At 67.3% G+C, this 18,072-nt stretch carries 18 protein-coding genes; 2 read left to right on the forward strand and 16 right to left on the reverse strand.

Features of this window, described 5'->3' with window-relative positions:
- The 3 genes from G154_RS16345 to G154_RS16355 are packed head-to-tail and all read right to left on the reverse strand — an operon-like array spanning position 1 to position 2,698.
- Complete coding sequence (locus G154_RS16345) at positions 1–1,212, reverse strand: enoyl-CoA hydratase-related protein (protein ID WP_019509854.1); 1,212 nt, start codon at positions 1,210–1,212, stop codon at positions 1–3.
- A complete protein-coding gene (locus tag G154_RS16350; RefSeq protein ID WP_019509853.1) occupies positions 1,202–1,654 on the reverse strand; it encodes a MaoC family dehydratase in 453 nt (150 codons plus the stop codon). The genes G154_RS16345 and G154_RS16350 overlap by 11 nt, the downstream gene beginning before the upstream one ends.
- 18 nt (positions 1,655–1,672) lie before the next feature.
- Positions 1,673–2,698 carry a hypothetical protein gene (locus G154_RS16355; protein ID WP_234713063.1) on the reverse strand — a complete coding sequence of 342 codons (1,026 nt, stop codon included), beginning with the start codon at positions 2,696–2,698 and terminating at the stop codon, positions 1,673–1,675.
- A gap of 125 nt (positions 2,699–2,823) precedes the next feature.
- Between G154_RS16355 and G154_RS16360 the strand changes: the two genes are divergently transcribed.
- Complete coding sequence (locus tag G154_RS16360; RefSeq protein WP_019509851.1) at positions 2,824–3,879, forward strand: MBL fold metallo-hydrolase; 1,056 nt, start codon at positions 2,824–2,826, stop codon at positions 3,877–3,879.
- On the opposite strand, the gene G154_RS16365 is transcribed toward G154_RS16360, so the two are convergent.
- The 13 genes from G154_RS16365 to fabG all read right to left on the reverse strand — a co-directional run bounded on the left by G154_RS16365 (position 3,846) and on the right by fabG (position 17,160).
- Positions 3,846–5,600, reverse strand: a complete 1,755-nt coding sequence (locus G154_RS16365) for a class I adenylate-forming enzyme family protein (RefSeq protein ID WP_019509850.1) — start codon at positions 5,598–5,600, stop codon at positions 3,846–3,848. The genes G154_RS16360 and G154_RS16365 overlap by 34 nt on opposite strands.
- The gene (locus G154_RS16370) at positions 5,597–7,237 is read right to left on the reverse strand and encodes a class I adenylate-forming enzyme family protein (RefSeq protein WP_019509849.1); all 1,641 of its coding nucleotides are present in this window, start codon (positions 7,235–7,237) and stop codon (positions 5,597–5,599) included. The genes G154_RS16365 and G154_RS16370 overlap by 4 nt, the downstream gene beginning before the upstream one ends.
- Positions 7,238–7,244: 7 nt before the next feature.
- The gene (locus tag G154_RS16375; protein WP_019509848.1) at positions 7,245–8,105 is read right to left on the reverse strand and encodes an SDR family NAD(P)-dependent oxidoreductase; all 861 of its coding nucleotides are present in this window, start codon (positions 8,103–8,105) and stop codon (positions 7,245–7,247) included.
- Positions 8,106–8,194: 89 nt separating this feature from the next.
- A complete protein-coding gene (locus G154_RS16380; protein WP_023985891.1) occupies positions 8,195–9,400 on the reverse strand; it encodes an acetyl-CoA acetyltransferase in 1,206 nt (401 codons plus the stop codon).
- The gene (locus G154_RS16385) at positions 9,390–10,745 is read right to left on the reverse strand and encodes an OB-fold domain-containing protein (RefSeq protein ID WP_019509846.1); all 1,356 of its coding nucleotides are present in this window, start codon (positions 10,743–10,745) and stop codon (positions 9,390–9,392) included. Before G154_RS16385 ends, G154_RS16380 begins: the two co-directional genes overlap by 11 nt.
- Entirely contained in the window at positions 10,742–11,950 is a 1,209-nt protein-coding gene (locus tag G154_RS16390; RefSeq protein ID WP_019509845.1) for an acetyl-CoA C-acetyltransferase, read from the reverse strand. The genes G154_RS16385 and G154_RS16390 overlap by 4 nt, the downstream gene beginning before the upstream one ends.
- Complete coding sequence (locus G154_RS16395; RefSeq protein ID WP_019509844.1) at positions 11,947–12,201, reverse strand: hypothetical protein; 255 nt, start codon at positions 12,199–12,201, stop codon at positions 11,947–11,949. The genes G154_RS16390 and G154_RS16395 overlap by 4 nt, the downstream gene beginning before the upstream one ends.
- Before the next feature lie 8 nt (positions 12,202–12,209).
- Complete coding sequence (locus G154_RS16400; protein ID WP_019509843.1) at positions 12,210–12,731, reverse strand: aromatic-ring-hydroxylating dioxygenase subunit beta; 522 nt, start codon at positions 12,729–12,731, stop codon at positions 12,210–12,212.
- A 14-nt stretch (positions 12,732–12,745) separates the two neighbouring features.
- Positions 12,746–14,026, reverse strand: coding sequence for a Rieske 2Fe-2S domain-containing protein (locus G154_RS16405; RefSeq protein WP_019509842.1), 1,281 nt, complete (start codon positions 14,024–14,026; stop codon positions 12,746–12,748).
- A complete protein-coding gene (locus tag G154_RS16410) occupies positions 14,023–14,808 on the reverse strand; it encodes an enoyl-CoA hydratase/isomerase family protein (RefSeq protein ID WP_019509841.1) in 786 nt (261 codons plus the stop codon). The genes G154_RS16405 and G154_RS16410 overlap by 4 nt, the downstream gene beginning before the upstream one ends.
- Positions 14,805–15,608, reverse strand: a complete 804-nt coding sequence (locus G154_RS16415) for an enoyl-CoA hydratase/isomerase family protein (RefSeq protein ID WP_019509840.1) — start codon at positions 15,606–15,608, stop codon at positions 14,805–14,807. The genes G154_RS16410 and G154_RS16415 overlap by 4 nt, the downstream gene beginning before the upstream one ends.
- The gene (locus tag G154_RS16420; protein ID WP_023985894.1) at positions 15,605–16,363 is read right to left on the reverse strand and encodes an enoyl-CoA hydratase/isomerase family protein; all 759 of its coding nucleotides are present in this window, start codon (positions 16,361–16,363) and stop codon (positions 15,605–15,607) included. The genes G154_RS16415 and G154_RS16420 overlap by 4 nt, the downstream gene beginning before the upstream one ends.
- Positions 16,364–16,413: 50 nt before the next feature.
- Positions 16,414–17,160: a 3-oxoacyl-ACP reductase FabG gene (gene fabG / locus G154_RS16425; RefSeq protein ID WP_019509838.1), complete on the reverse strand. Its 747-nt coding sequence runs from the start codon at positions 17,158–17,160 to the stop codon at positions 16,414–16,416.
- Positions 17,161–17,271: 111 nt separating this feature from the next.
- On the opposite strand from fabG, the gene G154_RS16430 reads away from it, so the two are divergent.
- Positions 17,272–18,069: an SDR family NAD(P)-dependent oxidoreductase gene (locus G154_RS16430; RefSeq protein ID WP_019509837.1), complete on the forward strand. Its 798-nt coding sequence runs from the start codon at positions 17,272–17,274 to the stop codon at positions 18,067–18,069.
- Positions 18,070–18,072: the final 3 nt, after the last annotated feature.

Raw genomic sequence — 18,072 nt, forward strand, 5'->3', positions numbered from 1 at the left:
TCATCGTCCTTGGAATGTCGGTGTCGTCTTGGCCGCGAACGCGGCGATGGCCGCCGCCGCGTCGTCACTGCGACCGGTGTCCTTGGTGCCCTGCAGTTCGGCGGTCAGCTGCGTCCGCAGGTCGTTGTGCCAGCTGTCGCGCAGCAACGCACGCATTGTCGCGAAGGCCACTGTCGGTCCCGCTGCCAGCTCCGTGGCGACCTGGGTTGCCCGCGAACGCAGTTCGGCGGCCGGGACGATCTCGTTGACCAGACCCCACTGCAACGCCTCCGCGGCGCTGATGGGTGTGTTGCGCAGATAGGCCTGTGCAGCGCGGCGCGGGCCGATCAGCCGGGGCAGGTGATAGGTGCCGCCGCCGTCACCGGAAAGTCCGATGCCTGCGAAGGCGACCACGAACCTGCTGTCATCGGCGGCCAGCACGATATCGGCGGCATAGACGAATCCCAGACCGCCGCCCGCCACCGGACCGTGCGCGGCGGCCACAATCGGTGCCTCGACCCGGCTGAGGATGTCGAAGCCCTCGTGATAGGGCCGGATCATCTTCTCGAACAACGTGTCGTACCCGGCACCGTTGCTCTCCAGGAAATACGAGATGTCGCCACCGACCGTCAGCGCGGGCCCGTTGCCACAGATCAGGACCGCACGCACCGAGCGATCCGACTGGATGCGGCGCGCGACCTCAAGGGTTTCCTGCCCCATCCGCAAATTGATGGCGTTGCGCTGATCGGGTCGATTCAGGCACACGGTGGCCAGCCCGTTCTCGACGCGGTAGTCGATGGTCTGCAGCGCGCCGTTGCCCTCGAGCGCGGCACGCCAGGCGGCCGTATCGGTGAGTTGACGCAGCTCGGTGATCCGGCCGTCGTTGTCGAACGAGAGCACGTGGACGAAGGCCGCGTCCAGCTCGGCCCCGGAACGACGACCGCTGCCCCGGTAGGTGCCGATGACCGTCAGCCCACCGTCCTTGTTGAGCCGGTGATCCTCGGCAACGGCCCGAGCCCGGAAGTGCGCACCGATGCGCCACCAGACCTGTGCACGCATGGCCTCGGCACCGTGATGGGTGCCGCCCATCTCCAGCGGCATCCCTTCGGTGACGTGCCCGACGAACTCCGGCGACAGCAGCCGGTCGATGCTCTCGGCGTCGCCCCGGGCGAGCGCATCGTAGAGCGCCTCGGCAGCGGCGATACGGGAATCCTGTGCGGTATCAACCGACATAGCGCACGATCGATTCGATCACCGCAGCCGGCTTGGCCGCTCCGTCCACCTCGACGGTGGTGACCAGGGTGGCCTGCACCGCGCCGTCGAGCTTGTCTACGCCCGTTATCACCGAAGAAGCCCGCACCTTGGCGCCGACCGGCACCGGCGTGATGAACCGCACCTTGTTGAAGCCGTAGTTGATGGCCATCGCGATGTTGTCGACCCGGTAGAGCTCGTGCATGAACTTGGGCAGCAGCGACAGGGTCAGCAACCCGTGCGCGATGGTGCCGCCGAACGGACCGGAGGCCGCCCGCTCCGGGTCGACGTGGATCCACTGGTGATCATCGGTGGCCTGGGCGAAGTTGTTCACCCGATCCTGGTCGACGACCAGCCACTCGGTGGGACCCAGTTCGGTGCCCGCCGCGTTTTCGAACTCTTCGAGATTGCCAAAAGTCTTCATCGTGAACGCATTCCTTCCCTAAACCCGGATTCCCACCGGTTGACCCGCTTTGATCTGATCGAGGTACTCGGCCATCCCGTGGATGGGCGCGGCAGGCGCCTCGCCATCGGTGACCGACCAGCGGATGGCGGCCTCGACGATGCGGGTACTGACCTCGCCGTCGGCGCTGCGATGTCGCAACGGCACGATGGACAGTGCGTCGCCCTCGAAACGCCAGCGCCGCCCACCCGCGGCAATGGTCAGCCGGATGTGTTCCTGAAAGCCGTTGTCGTCGCGCTGCGTGGTGATCTCCACCTCATCGCAGGGGTGCACCTCGGTGCCGTCGAAGACGAAGCCGCCGACTCGTGACGAGCCGTCCGGATCGCCGAAATATGCTGCCATGAAGCCGAATCGGTCTGTACTCCCGTGCAGCCAGCGATAGAACCATGGCGCCTGCCAAGACCGCGGTCCCCAGGAGTGATCCCGCAGGCCGTGCCCGCGGACCGGCCAACGCTGGGTCCCGATCACCACCTCTCCGGTGACCACGGCGAGCTGTTCGTAGTGGTGGGGTGCAAAAGACTGCCCCTGCGCCTCGAACGTCTGCTCGTGGGCCGGCGCCATCGCCTCGAACTGGAGAGTGATTCGGCAGCCGGCCTGCGGGCTGGAGTTCAATGCCGCCGACGGGTCGCTCATCGTTGCCGGATCCGTCACCAGCCGGATGTCACCGTCGAAGCGCACACGCACGTCACGCAGCGGGGTGACCACCTCGACGGCCAGCCCACCGGCATTCATCGCCTCGTTCGAGGTGACCTGCGGGCGCGCGTAACCGAACGCGAGCCGACCGTCGGGCAGGTACAGGCAGATCGTCCGTTCACCACGGCCCTCGTTGGGCCGGTTGGCCAGCCGCAGGAAGCCGGCGATGCCGGATTCGGGGTCGTGGAATTCGAAGTACATCGACTCGTTGAAGTCCGAGTCGGAAGTGACCGCGTGGGTGTAGTCGTCGTCCAGAGTCAGCATGGCTTCGGCCGCGGCAGCCGAGTTGGCGCCGCTCGCCCCCCTTCGCATGGCAGTTGAAACTTTTTCGAATCACGAGCGCGGGCCATAAATAGGCTACGAGCACGTCCGTTCACGACGCTAACATATTTTTCTAGTTTCTGTTAGATTTTTTCTGACGACAGGAGTTCCCAGAGATGAGCAGCACGCCGATGTCCGACACCGCACCATCCGCCGCTGCGGCGCCCCCGGTGATCGGGGTGCCGCTGCACATCACTCCGACCGTCGTATGCATCGCATTACCGCTGCCCCTGCCCGACCTCCAGGTGGTCAACAGCTACGTCGTGCTCGGTGGCGACGGACTCACCCTCGTCGACCCCGGCTGGGCCTACCCTCCGGCCGAGTCCGCGCTCACCGAGGCCCTGCACCAGCTCGGATACGCCGTGACCGATGTCCACCGGATCGTCGTCACCCATCAGCACTGGGACCACTATTCGCTCGGGGTCCGCTGGCGTAACCGGTATGGCATGGAACTGCTCCTCGGCTCCGGTGAGCGGCACAGCCTGCAGGCCTTCGCGCGCCAGCCCGACAGCGTGCATCCCGCCCAGGTCGGCATGCTTACTCGGGCCGGGGCGCCGGACCTGGCCCGCCAGATCGCCGGGCTCACGTGGGAGCCCTACGAGCTCGGCGTGGCCTTCGACGCACCGGATCGCTGGCTGCACGACGGCGAAGTGCTGGCTCGCGGCGACGTCACGCTGGTGGTCCGGGAGACTCCCGGGCACACGCGCGGGCATGTGGTGTTCGAGGATGCCGAACAACACCTGGTGTTCTCCGGCGATCACCTCCTGCCGCGGATCACCCCCTCGATCGCTTTCGAGCGCGACCCCGAACCATTGCCGCTGCGGTCCTACCTCGACTCGCTGACCCTGATGCTGAATCTGCCCGACGCGCGCATGCTGCCCGCCCACGGTCACACCGCCGGCCGGACCTGGGCGCGCGCCCAGGAGCTGATCGACCACCATCGGCAACGTCTGGACCAGGTGTCCGAACTGGTCTGTGCGGGGTACTGCACGGGCCTGGAGGTCGCCGAGCAGATGCGTTGGACCCGGCACGGACGGCGGCTGGCGGAGTTGGACATCGTGCACCGGATGACCGCGGTGCTGGAGGTCGCGGCGCACCTCGACCTGCTGGCCGTCCGGGCCGAGCTGAACATGCGCGATCAGGACGGAGTTCGATGTTTCTCGCTGCCGTGAGCTTCGGCGCCGGTGCGCGCCACGATCTCTTGGACCAGTCGGAACTTCTGGATCTTGCCCGTCGGCGTCGTCGGTAGCTCGTCGGCGGAATAGAACACGACGCGCTTGGGCACCTTGAAGCGCGCCAGCGAGGTCCGGCACAGCTGGAGGACGTCCTGCTCGGTGAGATCGTGACCGGGTGCGGTGACGACGACGGCGCAACCGATCTCACCCCATCGATCGTCGGTGAGACCGATGGCGAAGGCCTGGCTGATTCCGGGATGGGCGGCCAGCACATCCTCGATCTCCCTGGGCATCACCAATTCCCCACCGCTCTTGTACAGCTCCTTGCTGCGACCGGTGACCCGCAGGTAGCCGTCGGGGCGGATATGGCCGAGATCGCCGGAATGCAGCCACCCCGAACGCAGTGTCGCGGCGGTGTCCACCGGGCGATTCCAGTACTCGAGCATCACCGTCGGTCCCGCCGAGAGCAGCTCTCCGTCGACGCCGGCCGGCATATCGTGCCCGGTATCCGGATCGACGACCCGGTACACGACCAGTTCGGCGGACCCGGGAAGCCCGGCGGCTCCGGCCATCTTGGGCCTGCCGACGGTCTCCGAGGTCAGCACCAGATCGTCCTCGGGCCGGGTGAGCGTCATGGCGCCGCCGCATTCGGTCATCCCGTAGCCGGTGACGATCTCGTCGATACCGAACAGTTCGCGGACCTGGTGCCACAGCCAGATCGGTGCCGGGGCGGATCCGCACAGCAGTGCGCGCAGCGACGACAGGTCGAAGCGTTGGCGCACAGGGCTTTCCACCATCGCCACCGCCATGGTGGGAACGCACAGCATGTCGGTGGCCCGGTGCCGCTCGATCCCGGCGAAGTAGCCTTCGGCGGTGAACGACGGCAGCAGGATGACCGCGCCGCCGACGAACATGGCCGACAACAGGCCCTCGACGTAACCGAACATGTGATAGCAGGGCAGCGAGTAGAGAATCCGACGGCCGTCCTCATAGGCGCGGGTCAACGCCGACGCGTACGCGGTGCGCAGGACGGCGTCATGGGACACCACCACTCCCTTGGGTGACCCCGTGGTGCCCGACGTGTAGAGCATGTCGCCGGGATCGCCAGGTGCCACCTCCGGCGTCGACGCCGACTGTGCCGCCCGGGCGCATGCCGCCAGATCCGCGACCGTCATCGCCGTGCGACGAACGAGACCACCGGTGTCGAGCACCACCACCTGGCGCAATGCCGGTACCGTGTCGCGGCGATCTTCGCGCGCGGCGAAGCCGGGCTCATCCCATCCCGGGGCGATGCCGTCGAGCATCTCCTGGTAGTCCAGGGCACCGAACTGCGTCATGGTGACCAATACCCGACAGCTGGAATCGGCAAGGACGAAACCGAGTTCGGATCGCCGGTAGAGATAGTTGAACGGCACCGCGATGGCGCCGGCGCGGGCGATCGCGAACTTCACCGTGACGAATTCCGGGAAGTTGGCCATCACCATCCCGACCCGATCGCCGACGCCCACACCGAGGGCCATCAGCCCCGCCGCCAGCGCACGGGACTGTTCGGCGACATCGCGATAGGTCAGCGTGACCGAATCGGTGAGGACGAACGGCCGATCCGGATACCGGTCGGCGCAGCGATCCAGCCATTGGGCCAGCGTCACGGGTTGCCACACCGCGAACCGCTCGGCCAGTGCAGTGCGACGCCGGCCTATCGCGACGGTAGCGCTCACAGCTCGGCCAGTTCATCGGCGAGCATGGCCTCACGCAGCGCGAAGCGCTGCACCTTGCCCGTCGGGGTGATGGGAAACTCGCTGGTCACAAACCAGCGGGCGGGAATCTTGTAGGCGGGCATACGAGCCCGTGCGTGCGCAATCAGCGCCTCGCGCAGACCTTCCGGCTCGGCGGAGTCGATGCGGCAGGCTACCGCCACGACCTCGCCGAGCCGTTCGTCGGGAAGCGCCACCGCCACGACATCGAGCACATCGTCGTGCTCGGCGATGACCGTTTCGACCTCGGCTGGTGAGATGTTCTCGCCACCGCGAATGATCAGTTCCTTGAGCCGGCCCGTGACCCGAAGGTAGCCGCGGTCGTCGATTGAGCCCAGATCCCCGGTGCGCACGAACCCATCCGGGTCCAGTGCGCGCGCCGTCGCCGCCGGGTCATGCAGGTACTCGATGAACTGCTGGTAACCGCGCGCGCAGATCTCGCCGACCTCGCCGGTGTTCAGCGTGGCACCGGTGTCCGGATCGATCACCTTGCAGTCCACATGCGGTAGTTGCCGACCCACGGTGGTCAACTTGTCCTCGCGGGTGTCTCCCGGACGCGTCAACGACAGCACCGGGGCGAGTTCGGTCTGACCGTAGAGGTTGTAGACCTCGGCACCGAATACCGCGGCGGCACCGTCGATCAGCTCGCTGGATACCATCGCCGCTCCCCCCATGATGACCCGAAGAGCCGGTGCCGGTGTGCTGCCCGCGCGCTGCGCGGCCAGCAGTGCCAGCAGCACCGCCGGCACGTAGAAGAGCACCGTCACGTTCTCGCGAGCCAACGCTGCCAACGCATCGGCCGGGTCGAAGCGTTCGAACAGCACCGCGGTGCCGCCCAGCCAGGCCGGCCCCAGGGTGGCGATCACACACCCGGCCGTATGGAACAGCGGTAACGGGTTGAAACACACCGAACCCGCCTCGACACCGCAGGCGTGCATGGTCAACCGGGCGACGTTCACCAGTGCGCGGTGGGTCAGCAGCACCCCCTTGGGACGACCGGTGGTGCCCGAGGTGTACTGCAGCATCACCGCGGAGTCCGCACGAGCGGTACTGTCCGCCAGTTCGCCGACCGGTTCCGACAACCACTGCGCCCATTGCGACAACGAGATACGGCGGATCCCCGGAATGTCGGCGCACACGCGCTGCGCCACCGTGGCCAGGTCGTAGTCCCGGCTGCGATCGGCATGGATCAGCACCCGTGCGCGGCTGTGCCGCAGCACATAGTCCAGATCAGCGTCGCGCAGCACCGGGTTGACCGCCACCAGGATCACGTCGGCGAGCGCGGCTCCGTACTGAACAATGGTCCATTCCACCGTGTTCGGCGCCCAGAGCGCGACGTAGTCACCCGGGTCGACGAGCGCGCGTAGCGCCGCCGCCACCTGGCGCGCCTCTCGCAGCAGATCGCCATAGCTGAGCCGGACCGTGTCATCGCGGCCGTGCCGAGTGCCCACCAGCGCCTCGGTGTGGGGGTACTCACCGGCGCGCACGGTCAACAACTCGCCCACCGTCAGGTCGACCAACGGAGCGTCACGATCACCGGCCCGAAAGGCCGGTGACCGACCGCTCAGGGCGCCGGCGATGACATCGGATGGCTCGGCCATGTGTCGATCAGACGGGGTTGCTACCGAGCGTGGCCTCGGACATATCGCTGATCTGCGACCACTGTGCGGCGATCTCGGACAGGCTGGGCGGTGCGGAGAAGGTGACACCGGAATTCTGGAATTGCGCCACCCGCTGAACCAGGCCGCCGCCGACCACGAACACCGAACCGGTATCGGTGTTCTCCTGCGAGACCAGGTAGCCGACCGCGGGAGCCACCAACTCAGGATTCAGCTTGTCCAGAAGCTCCTGTGGCGCAATGTCCTCGGTCATCCGGGTGGCGGCCAACGGCGCGATCGCATTGGCCGTGATCGAGTACTTGGCGCCCTCGATGGCCAGCGTGTTGATGAGTCCGACCAGGCCGGCCTTGGCGGCACCGTAGTTGGCCTGTCCGAAGTTCCCGTACAGACCACTGGTCGAGGTCGCCACCACGATGCGGCCGAACTGCTGCTCGCGGAAATGCGGCCAGGCGGCCCGGATGACGTTGAATCCACCGTAGAGATGCACCTTTTGGACCGCATCCCAGCTCTCACCGGACATCTTGTGGAACGCGCCGTCACGCAGGATGCCTGCGTTGCTGATCACGCCGTGCACGGCGCCGAACTCGTTCAACGCCGTCTCGATGATGGCCGCGGCGCCCTGCTCGTCGGCGACCGAGTCGTAGTTGGCCACCGCACGACCGCCGGCGGCGCGAATCTCGGAGACCACGGTGTCGGCGGCCGCGGTGCCGGCGCCGGAGCCGTCGCGGGCGCCGCCGAGGTCGTTGACCACCACCAGAGCGCCGTTGGCGGCCAGGAATCGGGCGTAGGAACGCCCCAACCCGCCACCGGCACCCGTGACGACGACAACCTTGTCTTCAACACCCGACACGTGAACTCCTCCAGTATGTTTGATTTTCTCGAATCTACGTTAAAAATTGACCGAGGGTCAAGGTGCCTTGGGCACCGGGGTCGCCGCGCTCAGCTCCGGTGGCGCCCGGGCTGGTTCGACACGATGGACACGAACGACACACAACCGCCGGGGCGGCCCCCGAGATTATGGGTCAGGGCGGTGTGCGGATCCTCGAGTTGGCGCCGGCCCGCCGCACCGCGGAACTGCAGCCACGCCTCGTAGAGCATGCGTAGTCCACTGGCACCCACCGGATGCCCGAACGACTTCAGCCCACCATCGGGGTTGACCGGCAGTCGGCCGCCGGCGTCGAAATCACCGCCCAGCGCGTCCTTCCACGCGTGACCGGTCTCGGAGAAGCCGAGATCCTCCATCAACACCAGCTCGGTCGGGGTGAAGCAGTCGTGCACCTCGGCCAGCGACAACTGCTGCGCAGGTCGGTCGATACCGGCTTGCGCGTAGGCGTCCTTGGCCGCCTTCACCACCTCGGGAAATGTGGTGTAGTCATAGGCCGGATCCACATAGCCCCGCACCGATCCCGCCACCAGGGACAATCCCTCGATGTACATCGGTCGGTCGGTGAATTCGTGCGCGCGATCCGCAGGCACCAACAGCGCACACGCGGCACCGTCGGATACGCCCGAGCAATCGAACACGCCGAGCCGGCCCGCCACCTTCGGCGCATTCTCGATGGTCTCGCGGGCAACCGGGGACCGGAACTGTGCCTTGGGATTACGCGTACCGTTGTCGTGGTTCTTCCAGGCGACGTGGGTCATGGCGGCACGCATCTCGTCGGGATGCACACCGTAGCGATCGCAATAGGCAGGATCGAGCAACGAAAAGGCCGCCGGGGCCGTCATCGAGATCTCCGGCGCCGTGCCGTCACCGGGCGGATCCTGACGCAGGAGCCCGGAATACCCTGAATCCTTGAGCTTTTCGACGCCCACCGCCATCACGATGTCGTAGGCACCCGCGGCGACCGCGTAGGCGGCGTTGCGAAAGGCCTCCGAGCCGGTGGCACAGAAGTTCTCCACCCTGGTCACCGGCTTGTCGTCGCTGCCGATCGCCCGGCTCAGCGTCAGCCCGCCGAGGCCGGAACTCAACGTGCCGAGCCAGTAGGCGTCCACATCCTCACGCGCCACGCCGGGCAGACCCGAGAGGCATTCCTGGTAGGCCTCCAGGATCAGGTCCTCGGTGGAACAGTCCCAGCGCTCACCGAAGCTGCTGCACCCCATGGCCACCACCGCAACCTTGCCGGAGATCCCGTTACTGGGCATCGACCTGCACCGCCTTCCAGAAGTAGTCGTGTACTCCACCGGCGGTGAACAGCCTGCGGAAGGTGAACCGCACCCGCGTGCCGACGGCCAACTCATCGGGACGCGCATCGGCGACTTCCAGCGTGCAACGACCGCCGCCGTCGATGTCGATCACGGCCTGCACCATCGGGGGCGACGGCGAGAACGCCAGCCGGTCCACCGTGTAGGTCACCACGGTCCCGGCCAGATCACGGACGGCCACCTCGGCCATCTCGTCGGTGGCCTGACACTGCCGGCACACTCGCTGCGGCGGAAGGTGAACGAAACCGCAGGCTTTGCAGCGTGATCCGACGAGTCCGAACTTCCATTGCCGAGCCCGGCCGGCGGGCGGCGCGGCCGGGCGATCCGGTTCCGGTCGACGCGGGGCCTCCCGCTCGACCAGACCGCGCCACGACAGGTAGGTCAGGTACTCGACGGCCGAACCGGCCGCGCGCTGCGCACTCAGCGGTCGCGACTGGCGGTGCCGGCCGAGCGCGGCGGTGGCCGCGAACACCACGACATCACACCCATCGGCGGCGGAGACGACCATGATGGTGTCCCCCGCCTCGGCGATGTCGAGAACGCCGGCCAGGGCGATGAACGGGTCGGCGGCACCACTGTGACCGATCGGCGAACTCGACACCGACTTCTGGCCCTTGACCAACGTGGCTGCCCGCTTGAGGACCGCGGTGTTCGGGCAGGTGAGGACCACGTGGTCGACATCGGCACACCCCGCGGCCGCCAGGGCCGCACCCGCTGTGTCGCGGATCAACTCGGCGTAGAGCTCGGCGCCGAACCGCTCCTCCCAGAGCTGACCGGTGGCCTCGTCGGGGCTGCGCCACCGATCCAGGAATTCCGCCGTGCTCGAACGGATCGCCAACACCTCGGCAATCGGGTCGTCCGCACCGAACCACAGGGCCGCGGCACCGTCTCCGCCGGACTTCTCGTCGGCCGAGCCCGGCTTGCCCACCCGGACATCGGCGGCGACCACCAGGCCACCCTCGCGGGCCGCCGCGCGCAGACCGGCCATGGCACTACGCGCGGTCCCGCACAGGTCGGCGGTGAACACCTGGGCGGGAAGGCCCAGTGCCGCATGGACGGCGGTGGCGTTGGTCTTGTCGGCGTAGGCCGGGCTGCTGGTGGCCAGGTACAGCGCGTCCGGCACGACGTCGGAGGGCAACGCCCGAGCGGCCGCGGCGACGGCCATGGTCGTCGAATCCTCGTCGTAGGACGCGACGACGCGGTCACCACGGCGCAGTCCGATGGACGAACCCGCCAGCCGATGGTGCGGAAGGTAGCTCGCGTACCCGCACAGCCCGATCGTCACGAGACACCCTCGAACACCGCCGCCAGGCCCTGGCCGCCACCGATACACATCGTCTCCAACCCGAGGCCTCCCCCGCGCCTGCCCAGTTCATGCAGCATCGTGGTCATGATCCGGACCCCGGTGGCTCCGATCGGATGACCGAGCGATATCCCGGAACCGTTGACGTTCAAGCGATCTTCGACATCGGCCGGGCTCACGCCCCACCCGGCCAGCACCGCGAGCACCTGCACGGCGAAGGCCTCGTTGATCTCGATCAAGGCCAGATCGTCGAAGGACAGCCCCGTCCTGGCGAAGAGCTTCTGGGTGGCGCCTACCGGCCCGATCCCCATCCGGGAGGGCTCACATCCCACGGCGGCCCAGCCACGCAGATATCCCAGCGGCTGCAGCCCGAGTTCGTCGAGCCGGTCCTCGGCGACGACCAGACAGGCCGCGGCGGCATCGTTCTGCTGACTGGAATTGCCTGCGGTGACGGTGCCACCGGGGGTGATGGTGCGCAGCCGGGCGAGGGTTTCGGCCGTGGTGTCGGGTCGGATGCCCTCGTCCGCGGCGAAGAGCTGTGGTTCACCGCGGCGGGCAGGCACCTCGATCGCCACCGTCTCCGCGTCGAACAACCCGTCCTTGTGGGCCGCGGCGGCGCGCTGATGACTGCGGGCGGCGAACGCGTCGGCCTGCTCGCGGCTGATTCCGTAATCCGTGGCGAGGTTCTCCGCGGTCTCGATCATCCCGCTGATGGCGCCGAATCTCCATTCCGGCTGCGAACGTTCACGACCGCGGTCGAGGCGGTCGTAGAGCATCTGGTTGCCTGCGCGCGATCCCCAGCGTGCCGACGTGGTGTAGTGCTCGATATTGCTCATCGATTCGACCCCACCGGCGAGCACCACGTCGGCGGCACCGGTCTGCACCGTCATCGCGGCGGTGATGACAGCCTGCAGCCCACCGCCACAGCGCCGGTCGATCTGCAGGCCGGACACCCCGATCGGAAGGCCGGCGTGCAACGCCGCCCACCGACCGATACACGGTGCCTCGGAGTTGGCATAGGACTGCGCGAACACGACATCCTCGATGCGTTCGGGATCGACCGCACTGCGTTCCACGACGGCCTTGATCACTCGTGCAGCAAGGTCTTCGGCTCGCATCGGGCGCAGACTCCCCCCGAAGGTGCCGACCGGGGTCCGCACCGGGGCGACGATGGCGGCGCGCCTCACTGGTCACCGCGCCAACGGTCGGCGGACGGATCCAGCAGGCTGTTGAGCCGCTCGTCGGGCAACCAGACGATGGTCTCCAGTTCCAGGGCATCCAGGAAACGCACCCGGCCGGTGCGCAGGTCCTGCACCCGCAGCCGCGGCGAGTTGGCGGTGTCGTCGATACTGACCGCGACCTGTGCGAACTCGCTTCCGACCACCGCACCGGCACCCTCGACGTGCACGGGTGCCGTCGGATCGAACTCAATACTCATGCTGTTCCTCAGATCAGAAAGCTCAGGGTGGGGATCGGCTTGTCGGCGTCGACGAGCTGGACCAGCTTGTAGGACAACTTCAGTTCCGCGCCGTCACAGCGCAGCCGATAGGTGGTCCGGCCGCCCCAGATGTGATTACCGCGCGGCCGGGACTCCACGACCAGGAAGTTGGCACCGACCTCGAGATCGACACCGCCGTGCGCATTGGCCCGGCCACCGAGCAGTTCGATGTTGGAGATCAGGCGACGCAGATGCGACGGTGGCGCCTGGGCATAGCGGCGCCCGGTGCGAACCTGCTTGAGCCGGGTCGAGATCCGGCTGCGATTGTCGAAGATGATCGACATCTGCCGGGACGGGTCGCTGGCCACGGTATCGGCGGGCACCCAGTACAGCGCGTCGTCGGTCCACAGGGCTTCCCACGCGTCGTAGTCGTTCTCGTCGGCGTGCCGGGCCTCGCGGTAGATGAACTGCTCGACCTCGGCACGGTCGAAGCCGTCGGGCACCGCCAGCAAGTCCTTGCCCTGATTCACGGACGTCGTCACGGCTAATTCCTCTCCATCAACGTCTTGTAATGCGACCAGAAACCGCGCATCCCGGTTTCGTCGGTGTTGGTGCCGATGGTGAAGCCGTTCTCGTCGACCCGCTCCCGGTTCATTCCCCGCCGCACGTCGAGCCACTCCGGGCTCAGCGCCGCGATGCCCTCCTGATTGCGTTCGTACATCTCGGTATCGTCGGCCAGCAGCATGCCGGCCGGTCCGACGGATCCGATGCACTGGGACACCATGCGCCGGTTCAGTTCCGGTGCCCCGGCCAACTGGACCGCGGTGGCGTACTGGACACATTCGTCGACGGAGACGGGCTGGATGTTGAACACCTGGATCTCGGCGATGAACAGGTTCGGAAAGATCATCACGTGCGGCGCACCCTCGATCAGGATCCGTTCGGCATCCGCACCGTGGGTGGCCCGCATCGCCGCGACGTAATCGGGCACCCGTGACTCGGTGGTGCCGAACCATCGCATGGGCTGGGCATACTTGCGGAACTCCGGGCGCAGGTCGTTCTCGCTGTGCCCGTTGCCGAGATCACGCGTCACCGCGGTCGACGAATCGCTGTAGAGCGGGCCGATGGTGCTGCCGGTGACCCCGAAGATGGACCCGTGCACGAACTGCGGGTGATAGCCGTCGGTCTCGTTCTCGGCGAGCAACTTCCAGTTGGCGCGCGCCTTGTGCTGCAGCCAGCCGGCGGTCAGCTCGACGCGGCCCTGTGGAGACAACCGGGTCAGCCGGTCGATCTCACCGGCTGCGGCTCCGAGGTGTTCGATCAGGGACGGGCCGTCGGGCGCGAAGCTGCCGAAGACGAAGCCGCCGTAGGAGTCCACCCGGGGGACCCGCCCCATGGCCAGGTCGAGCTTGCGGCCACCGTAGCCCTTGAAGAACGGGAATCCGATCAGATCGCCGTCATTGCGGAAGGTCCAGCCGTGGTACGGGCACCGGAAGGTGCTCGAGTTGCCCTTGGCATCGTCACACACCTGGTTGCCGCGGTGCGCACACCGGTTGAGCAGCAGATGGATCTGGCCATCGCGGTCGCGGGTCATGATGACATCCTGCGGACCGAGCTTCTTGCGCACGTAGTCGTTGGGCTGTGCCACTTCGCTCTCGTGACCGACGAAAACCCATGTCCGATACCAGATCTTCTCCAATTCCTCGGCGAAGATCGACGGATCGGTGTAGAGGCTGCCGTGCACCTTCTCCGGCCGGATCAGGCGCTCGTACCGGCTGGCTGTCCCCGCGCCGGCGTCGACGACAGATGTCGTGGGAGGTGTCATTGGTGGGCTCCTTGCCGAGATCCGAACGATGGGCGTCGCTTCTGTGCGAACGCGGCGATACCTTCTGCGAAATCCGCACTGCCGAAAAGCCTTGCCTGGTGTGCGGCCTCATGGTCGAGGACCTCGACAGGCGGCAGGGTGGGCGCGACGGCCAGCAGTTCCTTGATCACGCCGTAGGCCTGCGCGGGACCGGCGGCCAACCGTTGCGCGTCCGCGCGCGCTACGGCCAGCGCCGCGCCGGGATCGGTGAGGGCATCGACCAAGCCCCAGGGCTGGGCGGTCTCCGCGGTCACCGGCTCGGGCATCAGCAGCATCTGGCGGGCGCGCGCGACACCGACCCGTTGCGGTAGCGAGGCATAGGCGCCCATGTCGCCGGCCAACCCGACATTGGTGAAGGTGGTGGCAAATCGCGCATCGCGGGCGGCGATCACCCGGTCGCATGCGGCCGCCAGCGCCGCACCGGCACCGAAGGCGGCACCCTCCACCGCGGCGATGACGGGTTTGGGGGTGTTCCAGATCGCCCGGATGACACGCTGGGCCATCTGAGCCCGCTCCATGGCCTCGTTCTCGGACATGAGCTTCATCGTGGAGATATCGCCGCCGGAGCAGAACGTGCTGCCCGCACCGGTCAGCACGATCACCCGCACCTGCGGGTCGGCATCGGCGGCCTCCAGCGCGTCGGCGAGCTCCAGGCGCAACGGAATGTCGATGGCGTTGCGCACCTCGGGCCTGTTGAGGGTCAGGACGCGCACGGCGCCGTCGTCTTCGACGAGGACGTTCATCGTCCGACGAACTTCGGTGTGCGGCGCTCGATCACGGCGCGTAGCCCCTCGAGAGCGTCCGCGGTCCCTGACAACTCGGACACGGTGCGTGATTCCTCGGGAAGACGCTCCTCGATGGAGGCGCCCACCCCCGACCACACGAGGCGCTTGGTGGCAGAGAGCGCGAGGGTGGGCATCGCGGCCAGCTCGGCGGCGATCGCGTCGGTGCGGGTGACCAACTCGTCGTCGGCAACCACCTCGGTGATCAGGCCGATATCGGCGGCTTCCTGGGCGCTCAGCGTCGGATTGGTCAACAGGATGCGCAGGGCCTGGCGCAACCCGACCAGTTGGGCCAGCGTCACCGACGAACCGCCGTCGGGGGCCATTCCGACCCGCACCGCACCGGAGAAGAACTTCGCCGAGCGAGCGGCGACGACGATATCGGATGCGCACACCAGCCCGAGACCGCCACCTCCGGCGGCGAATCCCTGTACCGCGGTGACCACCGGTACCCGGAGTTGGAACAGGGCGGCGGTGGCCAGCTGCAACCAGGCCGTCGCCTCGCGCAGGTAATCCGGCAGCGCCTCCCCCTTGGACTCGAAGGTGTGCACGTCGCCACCGGCGCAGAAGTTGCGTCCCGCACCCGAGAGCAGCACCACCTTGACGGCCGGATCGGCATGGCAGGCCAGCACCTCGGCGTGCAGTGCCTTGAGTGTGTCGACGTTCAGGCCGTTGGCGATGTGCGGGCTGTTGAGTTGTAGCCGGGCGATACCGTCGGCGCCCACCTCCCGCAACACCGGGGCAGTACTGGTCTCGCTCATGTGGTCTCCCTGTTCTTGAACGCCGACACACCGGCCTGTCCGGCCGATCCGCTCAGTCGTGCGACGACGGCATCGGTTTCGTGGCGATTGGCGGCGGCGAGATCGGTGTCCAACCCCGCCACGACGAGTTCCTTGATGGCGGTCAGGGCCGAGCGGTCTCGGCCCGCGAGCCGGGCGGCGAACGCCTGCACCGAATCGTGGAACACCTCGGGTGCGAATGCCCGGTAGGCGAGCCCGATCCGCACCGCATCGATCCCGCTGAACTTGTCACCGGAGAGCAGCAATCCCAGGGCCTGCTGGCGACCGAGGATGCGCGGCAGCCGTGCGGTGCTGCCCCCGCCGGGGATCATGCCGAAGTTGACGTGGTTGTCCGCAATCCGCGCCTGCTCGCAGACCAGCACGATATCGGCGGCCTGCATCAGTTCGAATCCGCCGGCCATCGCGACACCGTCCACCGCGGCCACCACCGGGACCGGCAGTCCTGCGATGACATCGCAGGCATCCTTGAACGTGGTGAACAGCGTGCGCAACGCGTCGGGCCCGTCTGCCCGAAGCCGCTGCACCTCGTCGAAATCGCCTCCGGCGCAGAAATTTCCACCCGAACCACGAATGATCACGGCATGCACGTCAGTGCGCTGCCCCAGACCCGTCAACGCGGCGCCCAGCGCTCGGGCCAAGGCCACGTTGACGGCGTTCATCCGGTCGGGGCGGTTCAGCGTGATCCAGCCGATGTGCTCGCGGACCTCGACGAGCACCTCGGCATCGTTCGCTCCGGGATCGTCTACTTCGGCAGCACCGTATGCGTTCACATGTATCTCCCGCCGCCGACCTCGATCACTGTGCCGGTGATGTAGCTGGACAGGCCCGAGCCGAGGAAGACCACCGCCCCGGCCACCTCACCGGGTTCGCCGGCCCGTTTCATCGGGACGTCGGCCTCGCGCTGGGCGAACACCTCCGGCGGCATGGCCGCGGTCATGGGGGTGCGGATGAGCCCGGGTTGGATGGCGTTGACCCGCACGTTGTGGTGGGCAACCTCCTTTGCCGCGGCTTTGGTCAGACCGACGATGCCCGCCTTCGCGGCGCTGTAGTTGGTCTGTCCGGGATTTCCCGATTTCCCGGACAGCGAGGAGATGTTGACGATGCTGCCGGACTTCTGTTCCCGCATCACCGCCGAGGCTTCCCGGATGCCGAGCCAGGTGCCGCGCAGGTGCACGGTGATGACGGCGTCGAAGTCGGACACCTGCATCTTCTTCAGCGAGGCATCACGGGTTATCCCGGCGTTGTTGACGAAGATGTCGAGTCGGCCGTAGTGGTCGACCGTGCCGGACACCAGGTCGCGCACGGCATCCTCGGAGGTGACATCGCAGGCGACGCCGCGGCAGTCGCCGGCAGGTCCCGCCACCTCGGTGGCCGCCCGCGCGGCCGCGGTCTCGTCGAGGTCGGCGAACACCACCCGGGCACCGTGCTCGTACAACGTTCGCCCGATCTCCAACCCGATACCCTGCGCGGCACCGGTCACCACGGCGACCTTGTCCTGGAGCAGTCTTTCCACCCGGAATCTCCCATCGCACGAGGCATAGACAAATCTAACCGAAATTTCTAATCTAGGTTAAATCAATTGGTCGGACGGTTTCAACCATGGGGCCACCGAGAAGGGATCGACATGGATCTGGGACTGTCGGGGGCTCGCGTCGTCATCACCGGAGGCGCGTCCAACATCGGGCGCGGCATCGTGCATGAATTCGCCGCCGAAGGCGCACGCATCGTGCTCAACGACATCGACGCACCGCAGGCCGACAAGGTCCGGGCCGAAGCGCTGGAACGCGGTGCCGTCGAAGTAGAGCTCGCCATCGAAGACCTGACAGTCGACGGTGCCGCCGAACGCACCGTCGAAGCAGCGGTCTCGCAATGGGGCGGCGTCGACGTCCTGGTCAACAATGCCGGGTGGAGTGTGCCCGGCTTCGTCGCCAGCGATACCGACCGGCAAAAATGGCAGCGCACCATCGAGATCAACTTCTTCAGCGCCGTGGCCGCCACCCAGGCCGCCATCGCGGCCATGAAGGATGCCGGAGGCGGTTCGATCGTCTTCATCTCCAGCGACGCCGCCTTCGGCCAGATCCGCCAAGGCATCTACGGCGCGTCGAAAGCGGCCATGGTCGCCTTCGCGCGCACCACGGCGCGTGAACACGGCCGCCACGGAATCAGGTCGAACATCGTCTGTCCGGGCCTGGTGATGCCGGAGGGCCCCGAGGCGGTCGGGGCCGCCAGCCTCTGGGCGGTCGGCCAGGACGAGGTGTTCAACCCCAAGCAGATCGACTTCATGCTCAAGGACACCCCGATGCGTCGACTCACCACCGCCGAAGATGTCGCGCGCGCCGTGTTGTGGTTCGCCTCCCCGACCGCCGCCCGCCAGGTCACGGGCCAGATGATCTCCGTCAGCGGCGGATACACGATGCCGTGAGCG

Origin of the sequence: Mycobacterium sp. VKM Ac-1816D, assembly GCF_000416385.1 — a bacterium.
Classification (GTDB): Bacteria; Actinomycetota; Actinomycetes; order Mycobacteriales; family Mycobacteriaceae; genus Mycobacterium; species Mycobacterium neoaurum_A.

Excerpts from the sequence above, each read along its gene's own strand:
- G154_RS16405 (WP_019509842.1), bottom strand. The coding sequence starts at position 14,026 with ATGACACCTCCCACGACATCTGTCGTCGACGCCGGCGCGGGGACAGCC.
- G154_RS16415 (WP_019509840.1), bottom strand. The coding sequence starts at position 15,608 with ATGAGCGAGACCAGTACTGCCCCGGTGTTGCGGGAGGTGGGCGCCGAC.
- G154_RS16350 (WP_019509853.1), bottom strand. The coding sequence starts at position 1,654 with ATGAAGACTTTTGGCAATCTCGAAGAGTTCGAAAACGCGGCGGGCACC.
- G154_RS16360 (WP_019509851.1), top strand. The coding sequence starts at position 2,824 with ATGAGCAGCACGCCGATGTCCGACACCGCACCATCCGCCGCTGCGGCG.
- G154_RS16395 (WP_019509844.1), bottom strand. The coding sequence starts at position 12,201 with ATGAGTATTGAGTTCGATCCGACGGCACCCGTGCACGTCGAGGGTGCC.
- G154_RS16370 (WP_019509849.1), bottom strand. The coding sequence starts at position 7,237 with ATGGCCGAGCCATCCGATGTCATCGCCGGCGCCCTGAGCGGTCGGTCA.
- G154_RS16380 (WP_023985891.1), bottom strand. The coding sequence starts at position 9,400 with ATGCCCAGTAACGGGATCTCCGGCAAGGTTGCGGTGGTGGCCATGGGG.
- G154_RS16410 (WP_019509841.1), bottom strand. The coding sequence starts at position 14,808 with ATGAACGTCCTCGTCGAAGACGACGGCGCCGTGCGCGTCCTGACCCTC.
- G154_RS16355 (WP_234713063.1), bottom strand. The coding sequence starts at position 2,698 with ATGCGAAGGGGGGCGAGCGGCGCCAACTCGGCTGCCGCGGCCGAAGCC.
- G154_RS16430 (WP_019509837.1), top strand. The coding sequence starts at position 17,272 with ATGGATCTGGGACTGTCGGGGGCTCGCGTCGTCATCACCGGAGGCGCG.
- G154_RS16345 (WP_019509854.1), bottom strand. The coding sequence starts at position 1,212 with ATGTCGGTTGATACCGCACAGGATTCCCGTATCGCCGCTGCCGAGGCG.